This window comes from Thermosynechococcus sp. B1, assembly GCF_030322985.1.
Taxonomy (GTDB): domain Bacteria; phylum Cyanobacteriota; class Cyanobacteriia; order Thermosynechococcales; family Thermosynechococcaceae; genus Thermosynechococcus.
Genome location: NZ_CP096573.1, coordinates 2,509,726 through 2,526,317, shown reverse-complemented (window position 1 = coordinate 2,526,317; position 16,592 = coordinate 2,509,726). Strand labels below are relative to the sequence as shown.

Below are 16,592 nucleotides of genomic sequence, written 5' to 3'. Positions count from 1 at the left end.
TTTTGCAGGCTGAAGCTATGAGCGGCGATCGCCAGCCCTATCGAATTCTCGTCATTGATGATGACCCTACCAGCCGACTGCTGCTGCGCAAAACCCTAAAGGATCTGGGCTACCAAGTCTCGGTTGCTAGCCATGGCCGTGAGGGAATCGCGATCGCCACCGCTGAGAAACCCGCCTTGATCATCTGCGACTGGATGATGCCCGAACTGGATGGCCTAGAGGTGTGCCGTCAAATCAAGCAGGATCAGGAACTCTCCCGCAGTTTTTTTGTCCTGCTGACCGCCAAGGGGGAACTGGAGGATCGCATTCAGGGCTTGGATGCTGGTGCGGATGAATTCTTATCCAAGCCCATTGACCCCAATGAACTGCGGGCACGGATTCAGGCGGGTCTGCGCCTTTATCAACTTAACCAAGATCTGCTCAAGCAGAAACAACTTCTTGAAGCGGAACTGCACGAGGCTGCGGATTATGTGCGATCGCTCCTGCCAGCTCCCCAAGAAGCCCCCTGCAAAATCAACTACTACTTCTTGCCGTCAAGTCAGTTGGGCGGCGATTGCTTTGACTTTTTCTGGATTGGCGATCGCTATTTAGTGCTTTACATTCTCGATGTGTCAGGCCATGGTTTGGGGGCTGCTCTGCCATCTGTCTCCGTCTTGAACCTCCTGCGCAGCACCACGCGAGAGCAAACGAGCGGCACATTTGACTATCTGCACCCTGCCCAAGTCCTCGAAGCCCTCAACAATGGCTTTCAAATGACGGATCAGCACGAGAAGTATTTCACGATTTGGTACGGCGTGTACGATCGCCAAACACGGCAGTTGACCTATGCCAGTGGTGGACACCCGCCGGCACTGCTCCTCACCCCTGAGGCTGATGGCTGGCGAGCGACTCTCCTCAAGACACCGGGCATTCCCATTGGCATGTTTGCCGACATGGCCTTTAGTCAAGCCACGATTGAAGTCCCCCCTTCGGCAGTTCTCTACCTCTTTAGTGATGGCATCTATGAGTTTGAAACAACCGACAATCGGGTTTGGGGTCTCGAAGCCTTTAGGACGTTGCTCATGGTTGCCCACACCCAAGACCCTGTGCCGGCGCTGCCCCAGTTGATTGCCCAAGGGCAGAGCCATGCAGCACCCGATGCCTTTGGCAGTGATGATGTTTCATTGGTGCAAGTGGCCTTTCCATCGGCTTAACTTTGCATCTGAGATTGCATAATGTGGCCTTTTCTGTGCAATATCCTAAGCAGTGGGAGAGTGAAAATGCGCTATGGGCGGATGGGAGTTTTTACTGCAAAAGGAGGGCGATCGCGCTTGGTTGCCCCTAGAACCACCCTCGGCGGAAGTTTTGGAGGGCAGTTACCGCTTGATGGCGCGCTGTCCGGTTGCCGAAACCTCGGTGGAAGTGCAAATTACCCATCTTTACGATGATCAGGGGGTGCCCAAGCAGCGCTACCAACGCCGCACCCACCGCAGCAGCTCCACAGGACTCATGGGTATTCTGCCCTTTACGTATTTGCAGGCGGGGCGTTGGGAATTTCAATGCCGTGTGGCCCAAGAGGGGGTGCTGGATGCAGAGGTGTTTGCGATCGCCCTTGATGTCCTTGCCCAAAGCGAAGAGTGGGATTTGCCGGCACCAGAAACCTTGCCTGCGGTTCCAGAGCAGCCAGTGAAAGCTGCCGACCCCCCTAAGCCGCAAGCACCCTCCCCTGCTGAGCTGCCCACGACGCTCATTGAGCTGCCCCAAAGTGCCTATACGATCTTTGCTGATGAAACGCTGGTTTTAGAGGGCACAGTTGCCGTTCCCGGTACGGTAGTGATTCGTTTGCGCAATCCCGTTACTCGCGATGTCGTGCAGGAGCACTCAGTGCCCGCGATCGCCCGCGAGGGGAAATGGGGGTTTCATTGTACACTCACCCCCTTGGCCGATTATCCAGTCATGGTGGGGGAAGCCCGCCTCCTGCCCAACCAACCCCTAGAGCACAGCGATCTTCGCCAAGTGCAAGCCTTTATGGTCACGGTGTTACCGGCACCGGAGATTCCTGCCGTCTCTGCGCCCCCCCAACCCGCCCCACCTAAGAGCGAAACACCCGCTGGCCCGCAGTTGCCCATCTTAGGGGATAGGACTCTCGAACCTGTGCCAGTGAGCGGCTTTTCCCTACCGCCCCAACTGAAGCCTGTAAAAGCCCCTGTTGTCGTGGATTTGCCTAGCTTTTGCCAGCCCCTATCTGCCGTTACCGTACCGCCGCCTCGGGATTTGCCCATTGATCGCCAAGAGCGATTTTGGTTGCGATTGCAACAGTTAGCCGAGTTGGCACCTCCCGTTGAAGCTACTCCCCCAGCATCTAGGAATCCTAAGAGCGCCTATCTATTGACCCCCCCCCAGCTCCTGCTGTCACCAGAGCCACTGGTATCGCCGCTGCACCTCAAGGTGAATTTGCCAGCAACACAACGGGGCTGCTCTGTCAAGGTGTGGATCACCAATGGCGAAACGGGAGAGTTAATTGCTGGCCCCCGCTGGCTCGTGGAGTTTGATTTTTATCGCTATGGGGATTACTGGCAAACCGTCCTTCACATTGATGTGCCCGCGAGTGTACGTTCCATTGCCCTGATGGCGATCGCTATTGACCCCAAAACAGGCGCCGAAAGTCCGACGGTCACCCTGCGACGGCAGGTCCAAGGGGCCTAGCTTTCGGGTTCCGGTTGTGTTTCTGCCCGCTCAAAGGCTGGACAATAGCCCTCCGGTGCCACTTTGAAGTTGTAGAGCGCAGAAGCCTCGTTCCAGCAGCGCTGACCGCGATAAAACTGGCAATTAAAACAGCTCTCCTGATCGGGGGCGATCGAAGCCGATGTCCCACCCAGCACTTCCTTGGGGGTCATACCGCGAATCAGCAACTGCTCCCCCTGCCATGAGGCAAGGACAAAGCCCGTATCCGCCAACCGTCGCCAGCGTGGATCTGTGGTAATAGAAGCGGGTAAACGAATCATCGCTTCATCGTTCCACTCACTCACCTCCCCCTCATAGGCCAGTTGCACCAACGAACTCGGCGTCGAAAGCGTCAGTTGGCCAATGGGAAATTGAATCGTTGAGCCACTGGTGGGGGTGTGCAGATGGTAGCGGTTGCTCAATTCATTCAGGCTGGCTAAATCGGCAAGGTAGTTGGGGTCGCCGTGGATAAGCACCACATGCTGCGGGCGAATATTGTGAATCAGTTGCGTTGTTGCAGGGCCATCGGCATGGAGGGAAAGTAAAAACGTATCCACCTCCACATTGGGCAAGCTGGCTAAGGTAGGATCACCGCCCCGAAAGGGCTGACCATAGCGCAGACGCGGGTAGAGCACGAGCCAAGGCCGTTTCCCCTGAGCCACGTAGGGACGCAGGTCTTGATCCTCCTCCACAAGGACAATGGTGGGGGCGTCGCCTCGAATTTGCGCCAAATCGCTTAAGGGCTGCACTTGGGGTTTGACCCGCTGATCCCAAAAGAGGGACTGGTGTTGGGCAAAATTTTGAATGGCCATGGGTAAATGGGGCAACACCGTGAGGTAGGCATCACAGCCGCGCGCGATCGCTGGCGTGACCCAAATTTGAATCGGCTGTCCCGTAAAAAGATGATGACTGCGCAGTAGGATGAGAATTTCTTGAGCGGTACCGAGGGGCGGCAGCGGCAGTAGGACATTGTAGCCTTGATCAACCGCCGTGCGGATGCGTTCTGCCAGTTGGTTTTCCTGTTGACGGCGGTGGGGATGACGCGCGGTGCCCAAGCTGGCCTCAATGATCAGCACATCCGGCTGCAATCCTCGCAGATCCGCAAGGGGTAGCCCTTCCGTAAAGCGAGTATGGGACAGGAAAAAATCCCCAGTATAGACCACGCTCAGGGGCGGTTGCTCTGGGTTTGGGTCTTGGTATGTGAGGGCAAAAACAGCAGCCCCCGGTAAATGCCCTGCAGGAAAGAGTTCGGCGGTCAGGCCATCCCCAAACTCAACGGGCGATCGCCAAGGCAAAGCACGACAGAAAGGGGGAACCGTTTCATGCGGCCAATTGAGGGGCAAAAGCTGAGTCGTGACCTCACTGGCATAGATGGGAATATGGGGAAAACGGCGATGGAGTGCCAACAAACTCTGGGCATGATCCGCGTGGGCATGGCTACAGAGCACCAAGTCAAAGGGATGCTGTTCAATTTCATCAAGGGGCAAAACATCAAGGGACGGCACACCACAGTCCAGCAAAATCCGATAGGTGCCAATTCCTAAGCCAATGCACACCCCCTCATCTGCGTGACCCACCCCATAGTTGAGGCACTCGATCATGAATGACGAACAGTCACCCTCCTTGGTTAGCTTTAGTGAGCAGAACCGTTGCCGTGGTAGTTATCGGTGTCGTAGAAGCCATTGCGGGTGCCAAAGACCAAACACAGCACAATAAACACCGGCGTAATGGCCAGTAGAATGGGTTTCACGTTAATAGCAACGTCCATGGCTGCACTCCTCGCTCTTGTCAACTCAGTCAATGGTGTCTTCTGCTACTCAGTGTATCGTGGATCATTGGGGGGCATGTGCTGATTTTCTCTCCTCAAAGTAACGCAACTGCCGCCAACCCACAAAATTGGCATAGGGCTGGCGATCGCCCATGCATTCTGCCACGTGTTCTAGGGGAGACAGGTGCTTCGGTTCTGCCCCCGCCAAGCGTTGATAAAGCGCCAGATCAGAGGCGGGGTCACTGCGTTGGCCATCCCGCAGATAGTAGGACACCCGCGCACAACGTGCCACAGACATATACTTACACTCCTCAAGGCTATATTGCTCGCGCTCACTGGGATCGATATAGGGAAGGTGCCAATCCCCCACCGCCACGGGTGTCGGTTCATGGGTTTCCAGCAAATGCTGAATCAGCTTAGCCAAGGCTTGCATTTCGGGCTGGGCATCGGGGTGGTTGCGCAGGCGCAAAAAGTTTTCCCACTCCGTGCTACTCACCACCGTTTGCATCCACATCCACGGCTCCAGCATGCGGTTCACCACCTGCTTGTGAATGCCTAGTTCATGGAGTTGGCGTGCCCCCTCAAGAACCGCGAGGCGGGTTTTCAACCAAATTTCCTTTGCTGCCTCCTTGTGTTCACTCTCTTGGCGCGCCTGCATGCCCCGCTGGTTTTGTCCCCAATGGTAGGGAATCACGGGATCCTCTTCCACCTGCGCCATCATTTTTGTGACTGGTACTGCCCGCGAACTGGCGGAATTACGGGAAAACACGCGATGGGTGAGAAGTTCACTATGGATAAAACGCGGATACGTTAGTTGCAGCGTCACCAAGCGCACCCCTGCTGGCGAAATTGAATCGGCAATCACACGCCCGTCTTGCATCTTTGTCTCTTCTGAATCTCTGCCTTTTCTAGGCTAGTGCAAGGGGAACACCGTCCGCGCGATCCGCAACCGCAAAGCGCGTCAACCTTGATGCTGTGGCACAGTGGAACTAGACCTGTTGTGGATATACCTTGCCATGTATGCGGTTGTTTCTCCAGCCAAAATTATTCTTCCCCCCGGCAGTGTCCTACGCATGCCGGGTACGTGGCAAGATTACTGTTGCCTCCGCAACAGCCGTGGCGATGGTTCGATTCCCCGCATCAAGTTTCGTCGGGGGGAAATTTTGCTCATGAGTCCCTTACCCCGTCATGTCCGCGAAGCGAATATCGTTGCCAATGTTGTCAAAATTTTGCTGGATAGTGAGGAGCGCAATTACGAAGCCTTTACGCCGATCACCATGGAGATTCCTGAGATGGGTGGCATTGAGCCTGACTATTGCTTCTATATTGACAATTGGACGGCAGCCGTCGGCAAAGACCGTATTGATTGGCAAACCGATCCGCCACCCGATTTGGTGATTGAGATTGATGTCACCACCTATACAGTGGCTGAGGACTACCTTCTTTATCGCGTTCCTGAAGTGTGGCTCTTTACGTCAACGGGCTTGAGCATTTATGCTCTCGATGGCCAGACCTATGTCCCTCGATCCAAAAGCCGCTATTTTCCAGACATTAACTTAGTAGCGTTGATGAGTGCTGTCCTCGAAGAGACGGCAACCCAAGGCACAGGGGCTGCGCTGCGACGGCTGCGGCAACAGTTTTCTAGTCAATAGGGAATTGTTAAAGATTGCTTTCTCAAGGAAAAAGGGGGTTGCTAGATCACCTAGGACGATTCCTCGTAGATGCTATGCTTTTTGTAGCATTGCCCTTAAGGTTTCTAACTGAATTCATCCCCTAAAAATTAAAAAATTTTAACTAATTGGCTTATTAGTGTGAAACTTCTATACCAATGACACACCAAGTTGCTTGTGTTTCCGAGTCTCTCAAGCCATACGTCCAAATTGACCAGTGGGGGACAGTTCCTGTTGTTCTAGGACACGGTTTTGGTACCGATAAAAGCGCTTGGGATTACCTAATGCCTTTCTTGCCTGAGGACTTCACCTATATTCGCTATGATCTTGCAGGCTGTGGCTCCGATGAAGACACGTTGCGCCGCTACGACCTGCAAAGACACAGTCATTTGTATGGTTATGCTGACGATCTCATTGAATTACTAGATAGCCTTGGTGTCCAATCCTGCATATATGTTGGTCATTCCGTCAGTTGCATGATTGGCGCAATTGCCGCGATCGCCAGACCTGACTTGTTTCGGCGACACATCTGGATTGGCCCCTCCCCTTATTACCTGAAAGAGGAGAATTATCCCGGCACCCTCCTGCCGGAAGACCTACAGTCGATTTATGAGGCAATGGTCACCAACTACCAAGCTTGGGCAGCGGGATTTGCTCCCCTGATGTTTGGTGTGACCGACGAGCACCGCTTGGCTAATTTTTCGCAAACCCTCTTTCGCTTGCAGCCCGATATTGCCCTGCGTACCCTACAAATGATCTTTGAAGCAGATACCCGCTCCTTTATCAGCAAGGTCAAGCAACCGGTTCATCTGATTTTTAACCGCGACGACTTTGTTGTGCCCCAGGGGGTGGCCCTGTGGCTGCAGGCAGCCCTACCCCAAAGTACCCTTGACTGGATTGACGCCCAAGGTCATCTGCCCCACATGACCCATCCTGAGGTTGTTGGTCCACTCCTCAGAAAATATGTCATATACGCCAACTAGGGCATGCTTAAAAAGTTGCAGCAACACTCCTCCCACCAGCTTCTGCCCACCCCCGATGGCATTACTGCTTTTTGCCACTTAATTGCCAGTTGGTTTCAGGTGGATCTGGTGCTTGCCCTAACAGTGAATGAGGCGGGCGATCGCGCCCAAATCATCACTACAAGCAGCGCAACCCCCTTTCCGCCAATCGAGCTGCGGTGTCCGTGGCGAGACGTCCTGCCGGCTGCTGCTGTGGATTTGACGCCTTTATTACAGAAAAAACTGCCCTCAATTTTTTTGTGCTATCTAGACCGCATTGAACAACTGGTCTACCTGCCCTGTGGTGAGCCCGCACAATGGCGTCAAGGATTGTTATTGATTAATCCGCAGGCCAACCTTTTGGGGCGAGTGACCCAACAAAAGGAATACATCGCCGCCCTCTATCGGCAACTATTGGCGGATCACTACCGGAATCAGCAAAATTTTCTTTTTGAAGTACAATTTCAAGATATTTTTAACACTGTTCCCCTAGGCTTGGTACTCATCAAAGGGGATGGCACTACGGCAATGGTGAACGCCTATGCCAGTGACTGGCTGCAACTACCGCCGGGCAACCATCCCATTTCCCTTGTGGCGCAGCACATGAAACAGGCACGGCAACGTTGCGATAACCGTGAGGAGCTAGAGCGCATTTTTGCGGATTTGGGTACCAATGCTAACTTTAGTGCCAAGGGGGAATGTCAGCTTGGTGAGAAAACAGTGCTCATTGATACCCACCCCGTCCAAGGGGATGGCAGGCTAGGGCGCGTGTGGATTTTTTCGGACATCACCGATATGCGCCAGCGGGAGCAAGCACTTTTGGCCTTGGCGTGGTTGGATCCCCTCACTGGCGCCTACAACCGCCGGTTTTTGTTGAGTCGTGTAGAAGCCTACGAAACCCAAGCGGCAAGCGGACAGACGAGCCTAGCGGTCATGATTTTCGACATTGATTACTTTAAGCGCATCAATGATACCTATGGTCACGATCAAGGGGATGTTGTCCTGCGCACATTGGCAGCAAGAGCCAAGCAGGTGTTAGAGGCTTGCAAAGACGGTATTTTGGTGCGCTGGGGCGGCGAAGAATTCGTCCTTTTGTTTTTTGCCTTAAACGAGGACCACGCCAAATCGGTGGCGGAGAAACTTTGCGCTGTGGTGAGAAGCAAACCAATTGAACTAGGAGATCAGCAGTTTTTGGCTGCAACCATTAGTTTGGGTGGCACGCTTTTTCGACCGGGGGAACAGGTGATCAGTGACTCGATTCCTCGTGCGGATCAGGCCTTGTATAAGGCGAAACATGGGGGGCGCGATCGCTGGGTGTGGATATGAAAGCTCAGAAACGATTTGTTAGAGTAGCGGTGTCTAAGGGATCACGTTTACACCAGTTGAACTGATATGACCTCCCCACGGTTTAGTTTTAGCGGCTTGGCGGTGACCCGCCACATCGGCACCCTGATGCTGACCCTGACTGTCATTGTGTTGGCGGTCTTTATTCTCATGCGGCTGCAAGTGGATTTGTTGCCGGCGATTACGTACCCGCGCATTGGGGTACGGCTGGATATTCCGGGGGTGGTGCCTAGTGTTGCTGTTGAGGAGGTGACCAAGCCCCTTGAGGAAGCCCTGAGTCGCACAGAGGGAGTGGTACAGGTCTATTCCCAAACCCGTGAAGGTCAAGTCAGTATTGATTTATTTTTTGAACCCGGTGGCGATGTTGATCAGGCCTTAAATGAGACCACTGCTGCTTTTAATCGTGCCCGCAGTACCTTGCCCGATATTATTGAGTCGCCGCGCCTCTTTAAGTTTGATCCGTCGCAATTGCCGGTCTATGAGTTTGCACTGACCTCAGAAACCCTTAGTGGCCGCGAGTTAAGGGTCTTTGCCGATGAGGACTTGGATCGCGAACTGAGTATTGTCCCCGGTGTGGCAGGGGTGGACGTCTCTGGGGGCACCACCGAAGAAATACGAATTCTTGTGGATTTGAACCGATTGCAGGCCACGGGCGTAGGATTGAACCAAATTTTAACGGCGCTCAGCGATCGCAACCAAGATGTCTCTGGGGGGCGCATTCGCGGCCAGATGGCAGAACCCCTAACCCGCACAGTGGGACGGTTTCGTAATACCAGTGAAATTGAGGATGTGGTGCTGACAGGCGCCAATGGTCAGCGGGTCTATCTGCGGGATGTGGCGCAAGTGGTGGATGGTAGTGCTGAACAACGGGTATTTGTAACGCTCAATGGTCAGCCCGCCGTTAAAGTCAGTATTCTCAAGCAGCCGGAAGCCAATACGGTGGAAGTGGCCGATGGTATCAAGCGGCGTTTAGCCGAGCTACAGGCAGCCAATCTCGTGCCCCGCGATGCGCAGATCATTCCTGTCCTTGATGAGTCGGTTTATATCCGCAATTCCCTGAACAATGTGGTCACAGCAGGCCTGACGGGAACGCTGTTGGCAGCGATCGCGGTGCTGCTGTTCCTTGGCTCGGTGCGGCAAACCCTGATTATTTTGCTGGCCATTCCTCTGTCAACGATGGCCGCGATGTTGCTGATGGGGCTATTTAACTTCTCCCTCAATGTGTTTAGCTTGGGTGGACTCGCCCTTGGGGTTGGCATCGTTGTGGATAACGCCATTGTGATGTTAGAAACCTTGGCGGATATTGACCCCCACCACATGAGCCAAGAACAGTACCTTGAGGAGGTCAAACGCCGCAGCCAAGGCATCGAATCAGCACTTTTGGCCTCTACTCTCACTAACTTGGTCGCTATTTTGCCCTTTTTGTTGCTGGGGGGCTTGATTGCACTGCTCTTTAATGAGTTGATTCTAACCATTAGTTTTGCGGTTGCCGCATCGCTGCTGGTGGCACTCACGGTCGTGCCGGCCTTGGCCTCGCGCTTTTTGGGGGTGCCGGTGCAAAATCGCCTACGGCAGGTCGCGTTTATTCGCCTTTTTAATGAAAAGTTCCTCTGGCTGACGGGGCGCTATGAATGGGCCTTGGGGCAAGTGCTACGGGCACGCTGGCTGGTGGTGGGGCTGGCGATCGCCCTTCTAGGGGGAGGAAGTTGGCTTTTGGCTCAGCAAATTCCCCAAGAACTGCTGCCGCGCATTAATACGGGTCAAGTTAACCTCATGGCCATTTTTCCACCGGGAACCCCCCTGCCCACCAGTCGCCGTGTCATGGAGGCAGTGGATCAGGTGCTGATGGCTCAACCGGGCACGGAGGCGGTCTTTACCACAACTGGCGGTGCCCTCTTTGGCACGAATACCATTGCCAATCCCCTGCGAGCTAATAGCACCATTGTTCTGCGGCGCGGTGTTAGCGTGGATCGCTATATTACGGAAGCGACGAAAGCCCTTGATCAACTCAACCTTGTAGGGGTGCGGCTGCGCTTGAGTCCTGGCCAAGTGCGCGGCATTATTCTTACCAACTCGCCGGTGCGCGGTGCCGATGTGGATGTGATGTTACGGGGCAGTGATGAGCAGACCCTCAACCGCTTTGGTCGCCAAGTGCTGCAAGTCCTTGATGAAAAAGCCACATTGGTGCGCTTTCGCCCCGATGCGGATCCTCGCCAGCCAGAGATTCAAATTTTGCCAGATTGGGAGCGGGTAAGCGAACTGGGGCTGAATACCCTCAACCTTGGCCAGACAATTCAAACAGCTTTGGAGGGGTTTGTGCCCACTCGCCTGCAACGGGGCGATCGCCTAGTGGATATTCGTGTCCAACTAGACAGTGAAAGCATTCAAACGCCTACTGACCTGACAACGATTCCCCTTTTTACCGCCAATAACCGTCCCCTCCGCCTTGGGGATGTCGCTCGCATCGAACCCAGTCAAGCCCCCGGTGAAATCCGCCGCATTAACCAGCAGCAGGTCTTTATGCTAGCGGGCAATCTTGTTGAAGGTGCCAGTCTCAGTGCTGCCCTTGCCCAAGTGAATGACATTCTCAACGATCTGGGGTTTCCGCCGGGCGTGTCCCTGATGCCAAGTACGGCGGCTCAAGCCAATCAGCAATTGCAACAGGCCTTAGTGGTCTTAGGCGGTTTGGCGGCCTTTCTCGTGTTTGTGGTCATGGCGGTACAGTACAACTCGTTGCTTGACCCCCTAGTGATTATGTTTACCATTCCCTTGGCCTTGGCCGGTGGAATTTGGGGCTTGTACCTGACACGGACGGCCATTGGCGCCACGGTCATTGTCGGTGCCATTTTGCTTGTGGGGATTGTCGTCAACAATGCCATCATCATGGTGGAGTTAGCGAATGAGATTTACCGACAGGAAGGCTGTAGCCATAGCCAAGCCATTCGCAAAGCTGCCCCTGCCCGTCTGCGCCCAATTATGATGACCACAATTACAACGGTGGTGGGAATGTTCCCCTTGGCATTGGGGCTAGGCGAAGGCTCAGAATTTTTGCAGCCCCTTGGCATTGTTGTGTTTTCTGGGTTGGCTGTGGCAACACTGCTCACCCTCTTTCTCATTCCCTGTTTTTATGTGATCCTGCATGGCTTTGAGCGTACTGCCCACCGCGGTCTTCCTGATTCATTGCCAGCGCCGGCCCATCCCTCCCCTGAGGAGCTTCAGGAACGCTAAGCTGTAGGCCAACATTACTGTTTAGAGTGGTAGTGACGCCTCTGCCGAGGTTCTGCTGATGACTGCTGTTGACCCGATTGCCGTTGGTCAAAATACCCTCCTCGAGGTACGCCAACTGAGCGTGTTTTATCGCAGTCAACCACTGCTCAGCGATGTCAGCCTCACGATTCAGCCACGACAACTGGTGACGTTGATCGGTGCCTCTGGATCTGGTAAGAGCTTACTGTTAAGCTGTTTGAACCGCTTTATTGAACTTTTTCCGAATCTCCATGTGACTGGCGAAATTCGCTATCGGCAGCACGCCCTCAAGGAGTGGCATGCATCGCAACTGCGCTCTCGTATGCCGATGATTTTCAGCAAACCGAGTCTCTTTCCAAAATCAATCTATGAAAATGTCGCCTTTGGTGCTCGGGTGCATGGCTATCAAGGGGATCTCGATGCCCTTGTGCAATCTTCCTTGGAACAGGTGAATCTGTGGCAAACTCTGAAGAATCATTTGGGCGAGCCGGCACTAGAGCTATCCCTAGAGCAGCAACAACGCCTTTGTCTGGCGCGGGCGATCGCCCTGCAACCGGAGATTCTGTTACTGGATGACCCCTGTATGGGGCTTGATACTGCTGCAACCCGCCGCATGGAGGAGTGTCTGTGTCACCTCAAACAAACCTACACCCTGATTATGGCAACCCATCACCTACGACAGGCAGCGCGGATTTCTGACTGGACAGCCTTTTTAGCCCTGCAACCCAATCGTCAGGGGCAGACAGTGGGACAACTGATTGAGTACGCCCCCACGCGCTTACTTTTTCAAAGGCCACAGCATCCCTTAACCCGCGATTATGTCAGTGGTCGTTTCTAATCATTCTCACTGGGCAGCAGTTTGGCAATGAACCCGTGTAGAATTGGGGTGTAAAAGCTAACCTAAATGTAGAGGCAGCTAGCTTTTTTGGCTTTACTCTGGGAAGTAGAGATAAGCGATGGGGACCTTAATCTTAGGTTGGTTGGATCGGCAGTGGAATAGAGCATCATTTGTATGATTATCTGTTCCGAGTGTTTTCATCCCAATCCCGTTGGTGCTGTTCAATGTGAAGCGTGCTTTTCGCCCATGCCCAGTATGACTCCTTGTCCAAATTGTGGTGCCCCAGTTCAACCAGAGGCTAGTTTTTGTGGCCAATGTGGTTTCAATCTGCGTCGCATTGCCGTCAGCGCACCCCCAATGCCAGAGGTGATGCAACACACAGCCAGTGCTGCCCCCACAGCCGCTGCCCATCAAGGCCGCCTGACAACGCTACCCCCGCCGCCCCCACCACCGGCCCATGTCTTCTCCGTTGAGATTGCCACCATTGAAGCCAAGCTGATTCATGTGCAAACTCGTACAGAACTGCAAATTCCCACCGGGCGTCCCGTCATTCATATTGGCAAGCCCAATGATCGCATTCCCCCCGATATTGATGTGGCTGGCTTCCCCAACTCAGAAATTGTCTCCCGTATCCACGCAGATCTGCGGATTGAGGGGGATGCCCACTATATTGAAGATGTGGGCAGTGCCAATGGAACTTACATTAACAATACTCCCCTTTATCCGGGCAATCGTCACCGCCTGCAATCGGGCGATCGCATTGCCTTAGGGAAGGGAGATTTAGTCACTTTTATCTATGAACGCATCTCCTAGTTCTTTAGAGTGTATTCAGGTACGAAGAGGCGGTTAGACAACGTGATTACATTGACATTACTCCATCCTGTTCAAGCCACCCCAGTCCAAAGCTGGACCTTTGAGAATGAAAATGTCATCCGTATTGGCCGAGCAGTCGATAATCATGTCGTGCTCTATAGCGCGGTGGTGTCGCGTCACCATGTGGAACTCCGTCGTAATGGCTTGCAATGGGAAGTGGTCAATCTTGGCACCAACGGCACCTACTTGGATGGCAAACGCATTCAGCAGGCAACCTTGATGGATGGCGGCATCCTGCGCTTGGCACGCTCTGGACCCAATATTCAAATTCGCCTCGGTTCTGATCAGCGTCCTGCCACTCCCAATGCCCGCATGGAAACGTTGCCCGAAGGTCGCTTGGTGGATGTTGAGAAGGGCACCTATTCAGGGGAAGAAGAAGCCATTGGCACAGCCGCCGAACCCACCTCCCGTGCTGAAGAAAGCACCCCCACCTCCAGTAGTAGCAGTGCCACCGCCGAAGAGGAGGAAGAGGCTGAGTTTGCGGTGACAGGCCAACTACCGGTTCATTTACTCAGCGAGTGGCGTGCTCCCCCCGATTGCCAGCACAACCATGCCCAAGAGAACGATGTTTTTTGCATTGACTGCGGTGTGCCTCTGCGCGTCTGGAAAACCCTCGGCAACTACCAGATTATTCGTGCCCTTGGTCAAAGCAACATTTATTTGGGCTGGCGCAGTGGCTTAACGGCAGTGATTAAGGGACATAGTCTTGCGGCGTCACGCAACGAAATCCGTGCCTTTCAGCGCCAAGCGCGGCAATTGTGCAAAATCGAGCATCCGGTCTTACCCCAGTTTTGGGAGGCCTTTCAGTGCGGCAGCGATTCCTACTTGGTCTCAGAAATGATCTATGGTCAATCCCTAAAACAGCGGGTTCAGGAACAAGGGCCAATGAACGTGATTGAGGTCAGTCGTTGGCTGATTCCTGTGTGTGAATTGCTTGAGGTGCTGCACCAGCAAGACCCCCCTGTGTTGCATTTGCACATTCGTCCGTCCAATCTTATTCATCCCTACGTTAAGCGGGAAACAACCAATCTAGTGCTTGTGGGCTGGGGCAAAGCCTCCGTCTTGACCTCTGACTCAGGGACATTTATTGGGACAGTGGGCTATTCGGCGCCAGAACAGCAGGAGGGAAAACCCGAACCCGCTTCAGATCTATTTGCCTTGGGGGCAACGATGGTGTACTTGCTCACGGGCTATGAACCGGAGACCTATTTCCGCTGGGGCACCCGTGAATATCGTCTCTATGCCGAGGACATTCCCCATTTGGATCCGCTAATGGTGGATTTAATTAACTGCTTGACCCATCCTGATGCTCGGGAACGCTATCCCAACGCCGCCGAAGTCAAGAAACGCTTGCAGGAAATTGCGACGATTACCCCCGCCGTCTCTTCAAGTGCCTCATAGAACATCAATTTTCACCAAACACTTGCACGCTTCCAGAGGGCATCAACACTAACCGCAGTAAAATCGGGCGATCGCCCCCAAAGGGACTGGCAAGGGGGCTTTGCTGTAAAGGAATTGGGGTGCGATCAATAAAGCGAACGGCTGCACCATTGAGGGGCAGCGCTTGAGCAAGGGTGCCATCGGGGTTGAGCACAATGCGGTATTCCAAACTCGTGTCTAAACTAGCCGGCGGGCGCCAACGGTCTTGAAAATAGGTTTTCACCTCCCGCAGGGTGGTTGCAGGGACGGGGGTGGTTTCGGCTGGAGGGGTGATCATTGGGGCAGGTTCAATACCGGCGGGCGCGCGGTCAGCGGGAGCTTGCACCACCACATTATTTTGATCAGGGGGTTGCGGGGGAGGTGCCTCTTGGGCAACAGGGGGCGGGGGTGGCACGATCGCTGGGGGCGGCATTTCTGGCGGCGAGGGCAGCGGCACAAGGGTAGATGTTTCAGGGGCAGCTGGCGGCGGGCTAGGTAGGGGAGCCAGTTGTGGGGTTTCCGCAGGTTCTGGCAATTCTGGCAAAGGGGATGGCATCGCTAGGGGAGGCAAGTTAGGTTCCTCACGGGTGGCCTCAGAGGAAGTGACGACCATTGAAGCGGGGGGGATGAGCCAGCGTTGGGTGATAAGGGTAAAGGCAGCAACCACACCCACGGCCACCGCTGCACTTTTGGCCCAGATTGGGATTTGAGCAACAGTTGATTGGGCGCGCCCCACCAGTTCCGGCAACGGCTCCATCACGGCAGACCAGTCATCAAGAACCGTCACCAAATCGTATAGTTCTGTCAGTTGCAGAAGAATTACCCGCCCATCGGCTAGATGGAGTTCATGTTCGAGGGGCGATCGCGATCGCAGGACAAAGCCCTCTGCGGTTACTTCTGTCGGTGTTTGGTGATGACTCAAGAAAGCCTCAATATACTCGTTGACCAGCGTTTTGAGTTGATAGAGCTGGCGATCGTTACCCTCAAAGCAGAGTTTTTCTCCGACAGCCAGTGTAAAGTGGAGCGATCGCACCGGCGCACGGCGCAGCTTCTGAGTGAAGGGCAAAAATTCAGCAGCAACATCCAATTGGCAGGTGGGTTGAGAGTAGCTGAGGGTGGTACTCATTAGACATCGGAATGGGGAAACAGGGTGGGCAATTCAGGAGCTGGTGCAGGGATTGGTTCAGGTTCCACCAACGATAGCGAGGGGGGCGCGGGAGTAGTGCGTTCTAGCAGGGTGATCCAAAGGCGACGTGCCCCTTGGGGCGTACTGTAAAAGAGCAAATCCACGAGTAAATCTAAGGCCAGTTGTGCCAATTCACGACCATCGCTGCTGTTGTCGGCCATTCGCTCTTGATACAAATTGGTGAAGCGGTCAATGTAATCCCCGAGAATGGGTTCTAAGTGGGGCGGGCGACCTTGACTCGTCTGCTGTTGCCAGCGTTCAATGGCGGTGCGGATGGTTTGCTGGTGTTGCTGCGCTAAGCGGGTGCAGATCAAGGCCAAGGCACGGGCTTCATCCACATCCAATTTGCGTCGCCCATTACGACCTCGCCGCAGGGGACTTGATTGCCGCAGTCGCCATAACCCCACGCGATCGGGCAAATAGGCCTCAAACCCCATGGCTTCTGCCAATGCCAGTACCTCTGCCGAACCCACATGAGCCAAGGCTTCGAGACTCATCAAAATCAGGTCAATTTGTGCCTTGATGGGCAGGGAAGAGGTCATCG

14 protein-coding genes are annotated in these 16,592 nt (G+C 54.2%); 9 read left to right on the top strand and 5 right to left on the bottom strand.

Features of this window, described 5'->3' with window-relative positions; genetic code table 11:
* The first annotated feature begins 17 nt into the window (after positions 1-17).
* Both M0644_RS12475 and M0644_RS12470 read left to right on the top strand, forming a co-directional pair.
* Positions 18-1,193 carry a PP2C family protein-serine/threonine phosphatase gene (locus M0644_RS12475; protein WP_399374395.1) on the top strand — a complete coding sequence of 392 codons (1,176 nt, stop codon included), beginning with the start codon at positions 18-20 and terminating at the stop codon, positions 1,191-1,193.
* A gap of 73 nt (positions 1,194-1,266) precedes the next feature.
* A complete protein-coding gene (locus tag M0644_RS12470; protein WP_286625942.1) occupies positions 1,267-2,685 on the top strand; it encodes a hypothetical protein in 1,419 nt (472 codons plus the stop codon).
* On the opposite strand, the gene M0644_RS12465 is transcribed toward M0644_RS12470, so the two are convergent.
* The 3 genes from M0644_RS12465 to M0644_RS12455 all read right to left on the bottom strand — a co-directional run bounded on the left by M0644_RS12465 (position 2,682) and on the right by M0644_RS12455 (position 5,351).
* Positions 2,682-4,304 (bottom strand): MBL fold metallo-hydrolase, encoded by a 1,623-nt coding sequence (locus tag M0644_RS12465; protein ID WP_286625940.1) that lies wholly within the window; start codon positions 4,302-4,304, stop codon positions 2,682-2,684. The two genes, M0644_RS12470 and M0644_RS12465, sit on opposite strands and share 4 nt — an antisense overlap.
* A 32-nt stretch (positions 4,305-4,336) precedes the next feature.
* A complete protein-coding gene (locus tag M0644_RS12460) occupies positions 4,337-4,471 on the bottom strand; it encodes a hypothetical protein (protein WP_255451743.1) in 135 nt (44 codons plus the stop codon).
* Positions 4,472-4,535: 64 nt separating this feature from the next.
* Positions 4,536-5,351, bottom strand: coding sequence for an FAD-dependent thymidylate synthase (locus M0644_RS12455; protein WP_149821332.1), 816 nt, complete (start codon positions 5,349-5,351; stop codon positions 4,536-4,538).
* Between the two features lie 136 nt (positions 5,352-5,487).
* On the opposite strand from M0644_RS12455, the gene M0644_RS12450 reads away from it, so the two are divergent.
* From M0644_RS12450 to M0644_RS12420, 7 genes are all read left to right on the top strand, one after another.
* Positions 5,488-6,123, top strand: a complete 636-nt coding sequence (locus tag M0644_RS12450; protein WP_286625938.1) for a Uma2 family endonuclease — start codon at positions 5,488-5,490, stop codon at positions 6,121-6,123.
* A 302-nt stretch (positions 6,124-6,425) separates the two neighbouring features.
* Positions 6,426-7,124 carry an alpha/beta fold hydrolase gene (locus tag M0644_RS12445; protein ID WP_255451671.1) on the top strand — a complete coding sequence of 233 codons (699 nt, stop codon included), beginning with the start codon at positions 6,426-6,428 and terminating at the stop codon, positions 7,122-7,124.
* Between the two features lie 3 nt (positions 7,125-7,127).
* Positions 7,128-8,468, top strand: a complete 1,341-nt coding sequence (locus M0644_RS12440) for a GGDEF domain-containing protein (RefSeq protein WP_149821325.1) — start codon at positions 7,128-7,130, stop codon at positions 8,466-8,468.
* A gap of 66 nt (positions 8,469-8,534) precedes the next feature.
* Positions 8,535-11,714: an efflux RND transporter permease subunit gene (locus M0644_RS12435; protein ID WP_286625934.1), complete on the top strand. Its 3,180-nt coding sequence runs from the start codon at positions 8,535-8,537 to the stop codon at positions 11,712-11,714.
* Positions 11,715-11,772: 58 nt separating this feature from the next.
* Positions 11,773-12,570: a phosphate ABC transporter ATP-binding protein gene (locus tag M0644_RS12430; protein WP_286625933.1), complete on the top strand. Its 798-nt coding sequence runs from the start codon at positions 11,773-11,775 to the stop codon at positions 12,568-12,570.
* Between the two features lie 174 nt (positions 12,571-12,744).
* The gene (locus M0644_RS12425; RefSeq protein WP_149821319.1) at positions 12,745-13,383 is read left to right on the top strand and encodes an FHA domain-containing protein; all 639 of its coding nucleotides are present in this window, start codon (positions 12,745-12,747) and stop codon (positions 13,381-13,383) included.
* Positions 13,384-13,425: 42 nt separating this feature from the next.
* A complete protein-coding gene (locus M0644_RS12420) occupies positions 13,426-14,844 on the top strand; it encodes a protein kinase domain-containing protein (RefSeq protein ID WP_286625932.1) in 1,419 nt (472 codons plus the stop codon).
* 4 nt (positions 14,845-14,848) lie between these two features.
* Here M0644_RS12420 and M0644_RS12415 read toward each other — a convergent pair whose 3' ends face one another.
* Together M0644_RS12415 and M0644_RS12410 are read right to left on the bottom strand one after the other, a co-directional pair.
* Positions 14,849-15,988: a DUF4335 domain-containing protein gene (locus M0644_RS12415; RefSeq protein WP_286625931.1), complete on the bottom strand. Its 1,140-nt coding sequence runs from the start codon at positions 15,986-15,988 to the stop codon at positions 14,849-14,851.
* On the bottom strand, positions 15,988-16,590 hold the full coding sequence (locus M0644_RS12410) for a DUF3038 domain-containing protein (RefSeq protein ID WP_286625930.1): 603 nt from the start codon (positions 16,588-16,590) through the stop codon (positions 15,988-15,990). The genes M0644_RS12415 and M0644_RS12410 overlap by 1 nt, the downstream gene beginning before the upstream one ends.
* Positions 16,591-16,592 lie beyond the last annotated feature (2 nt).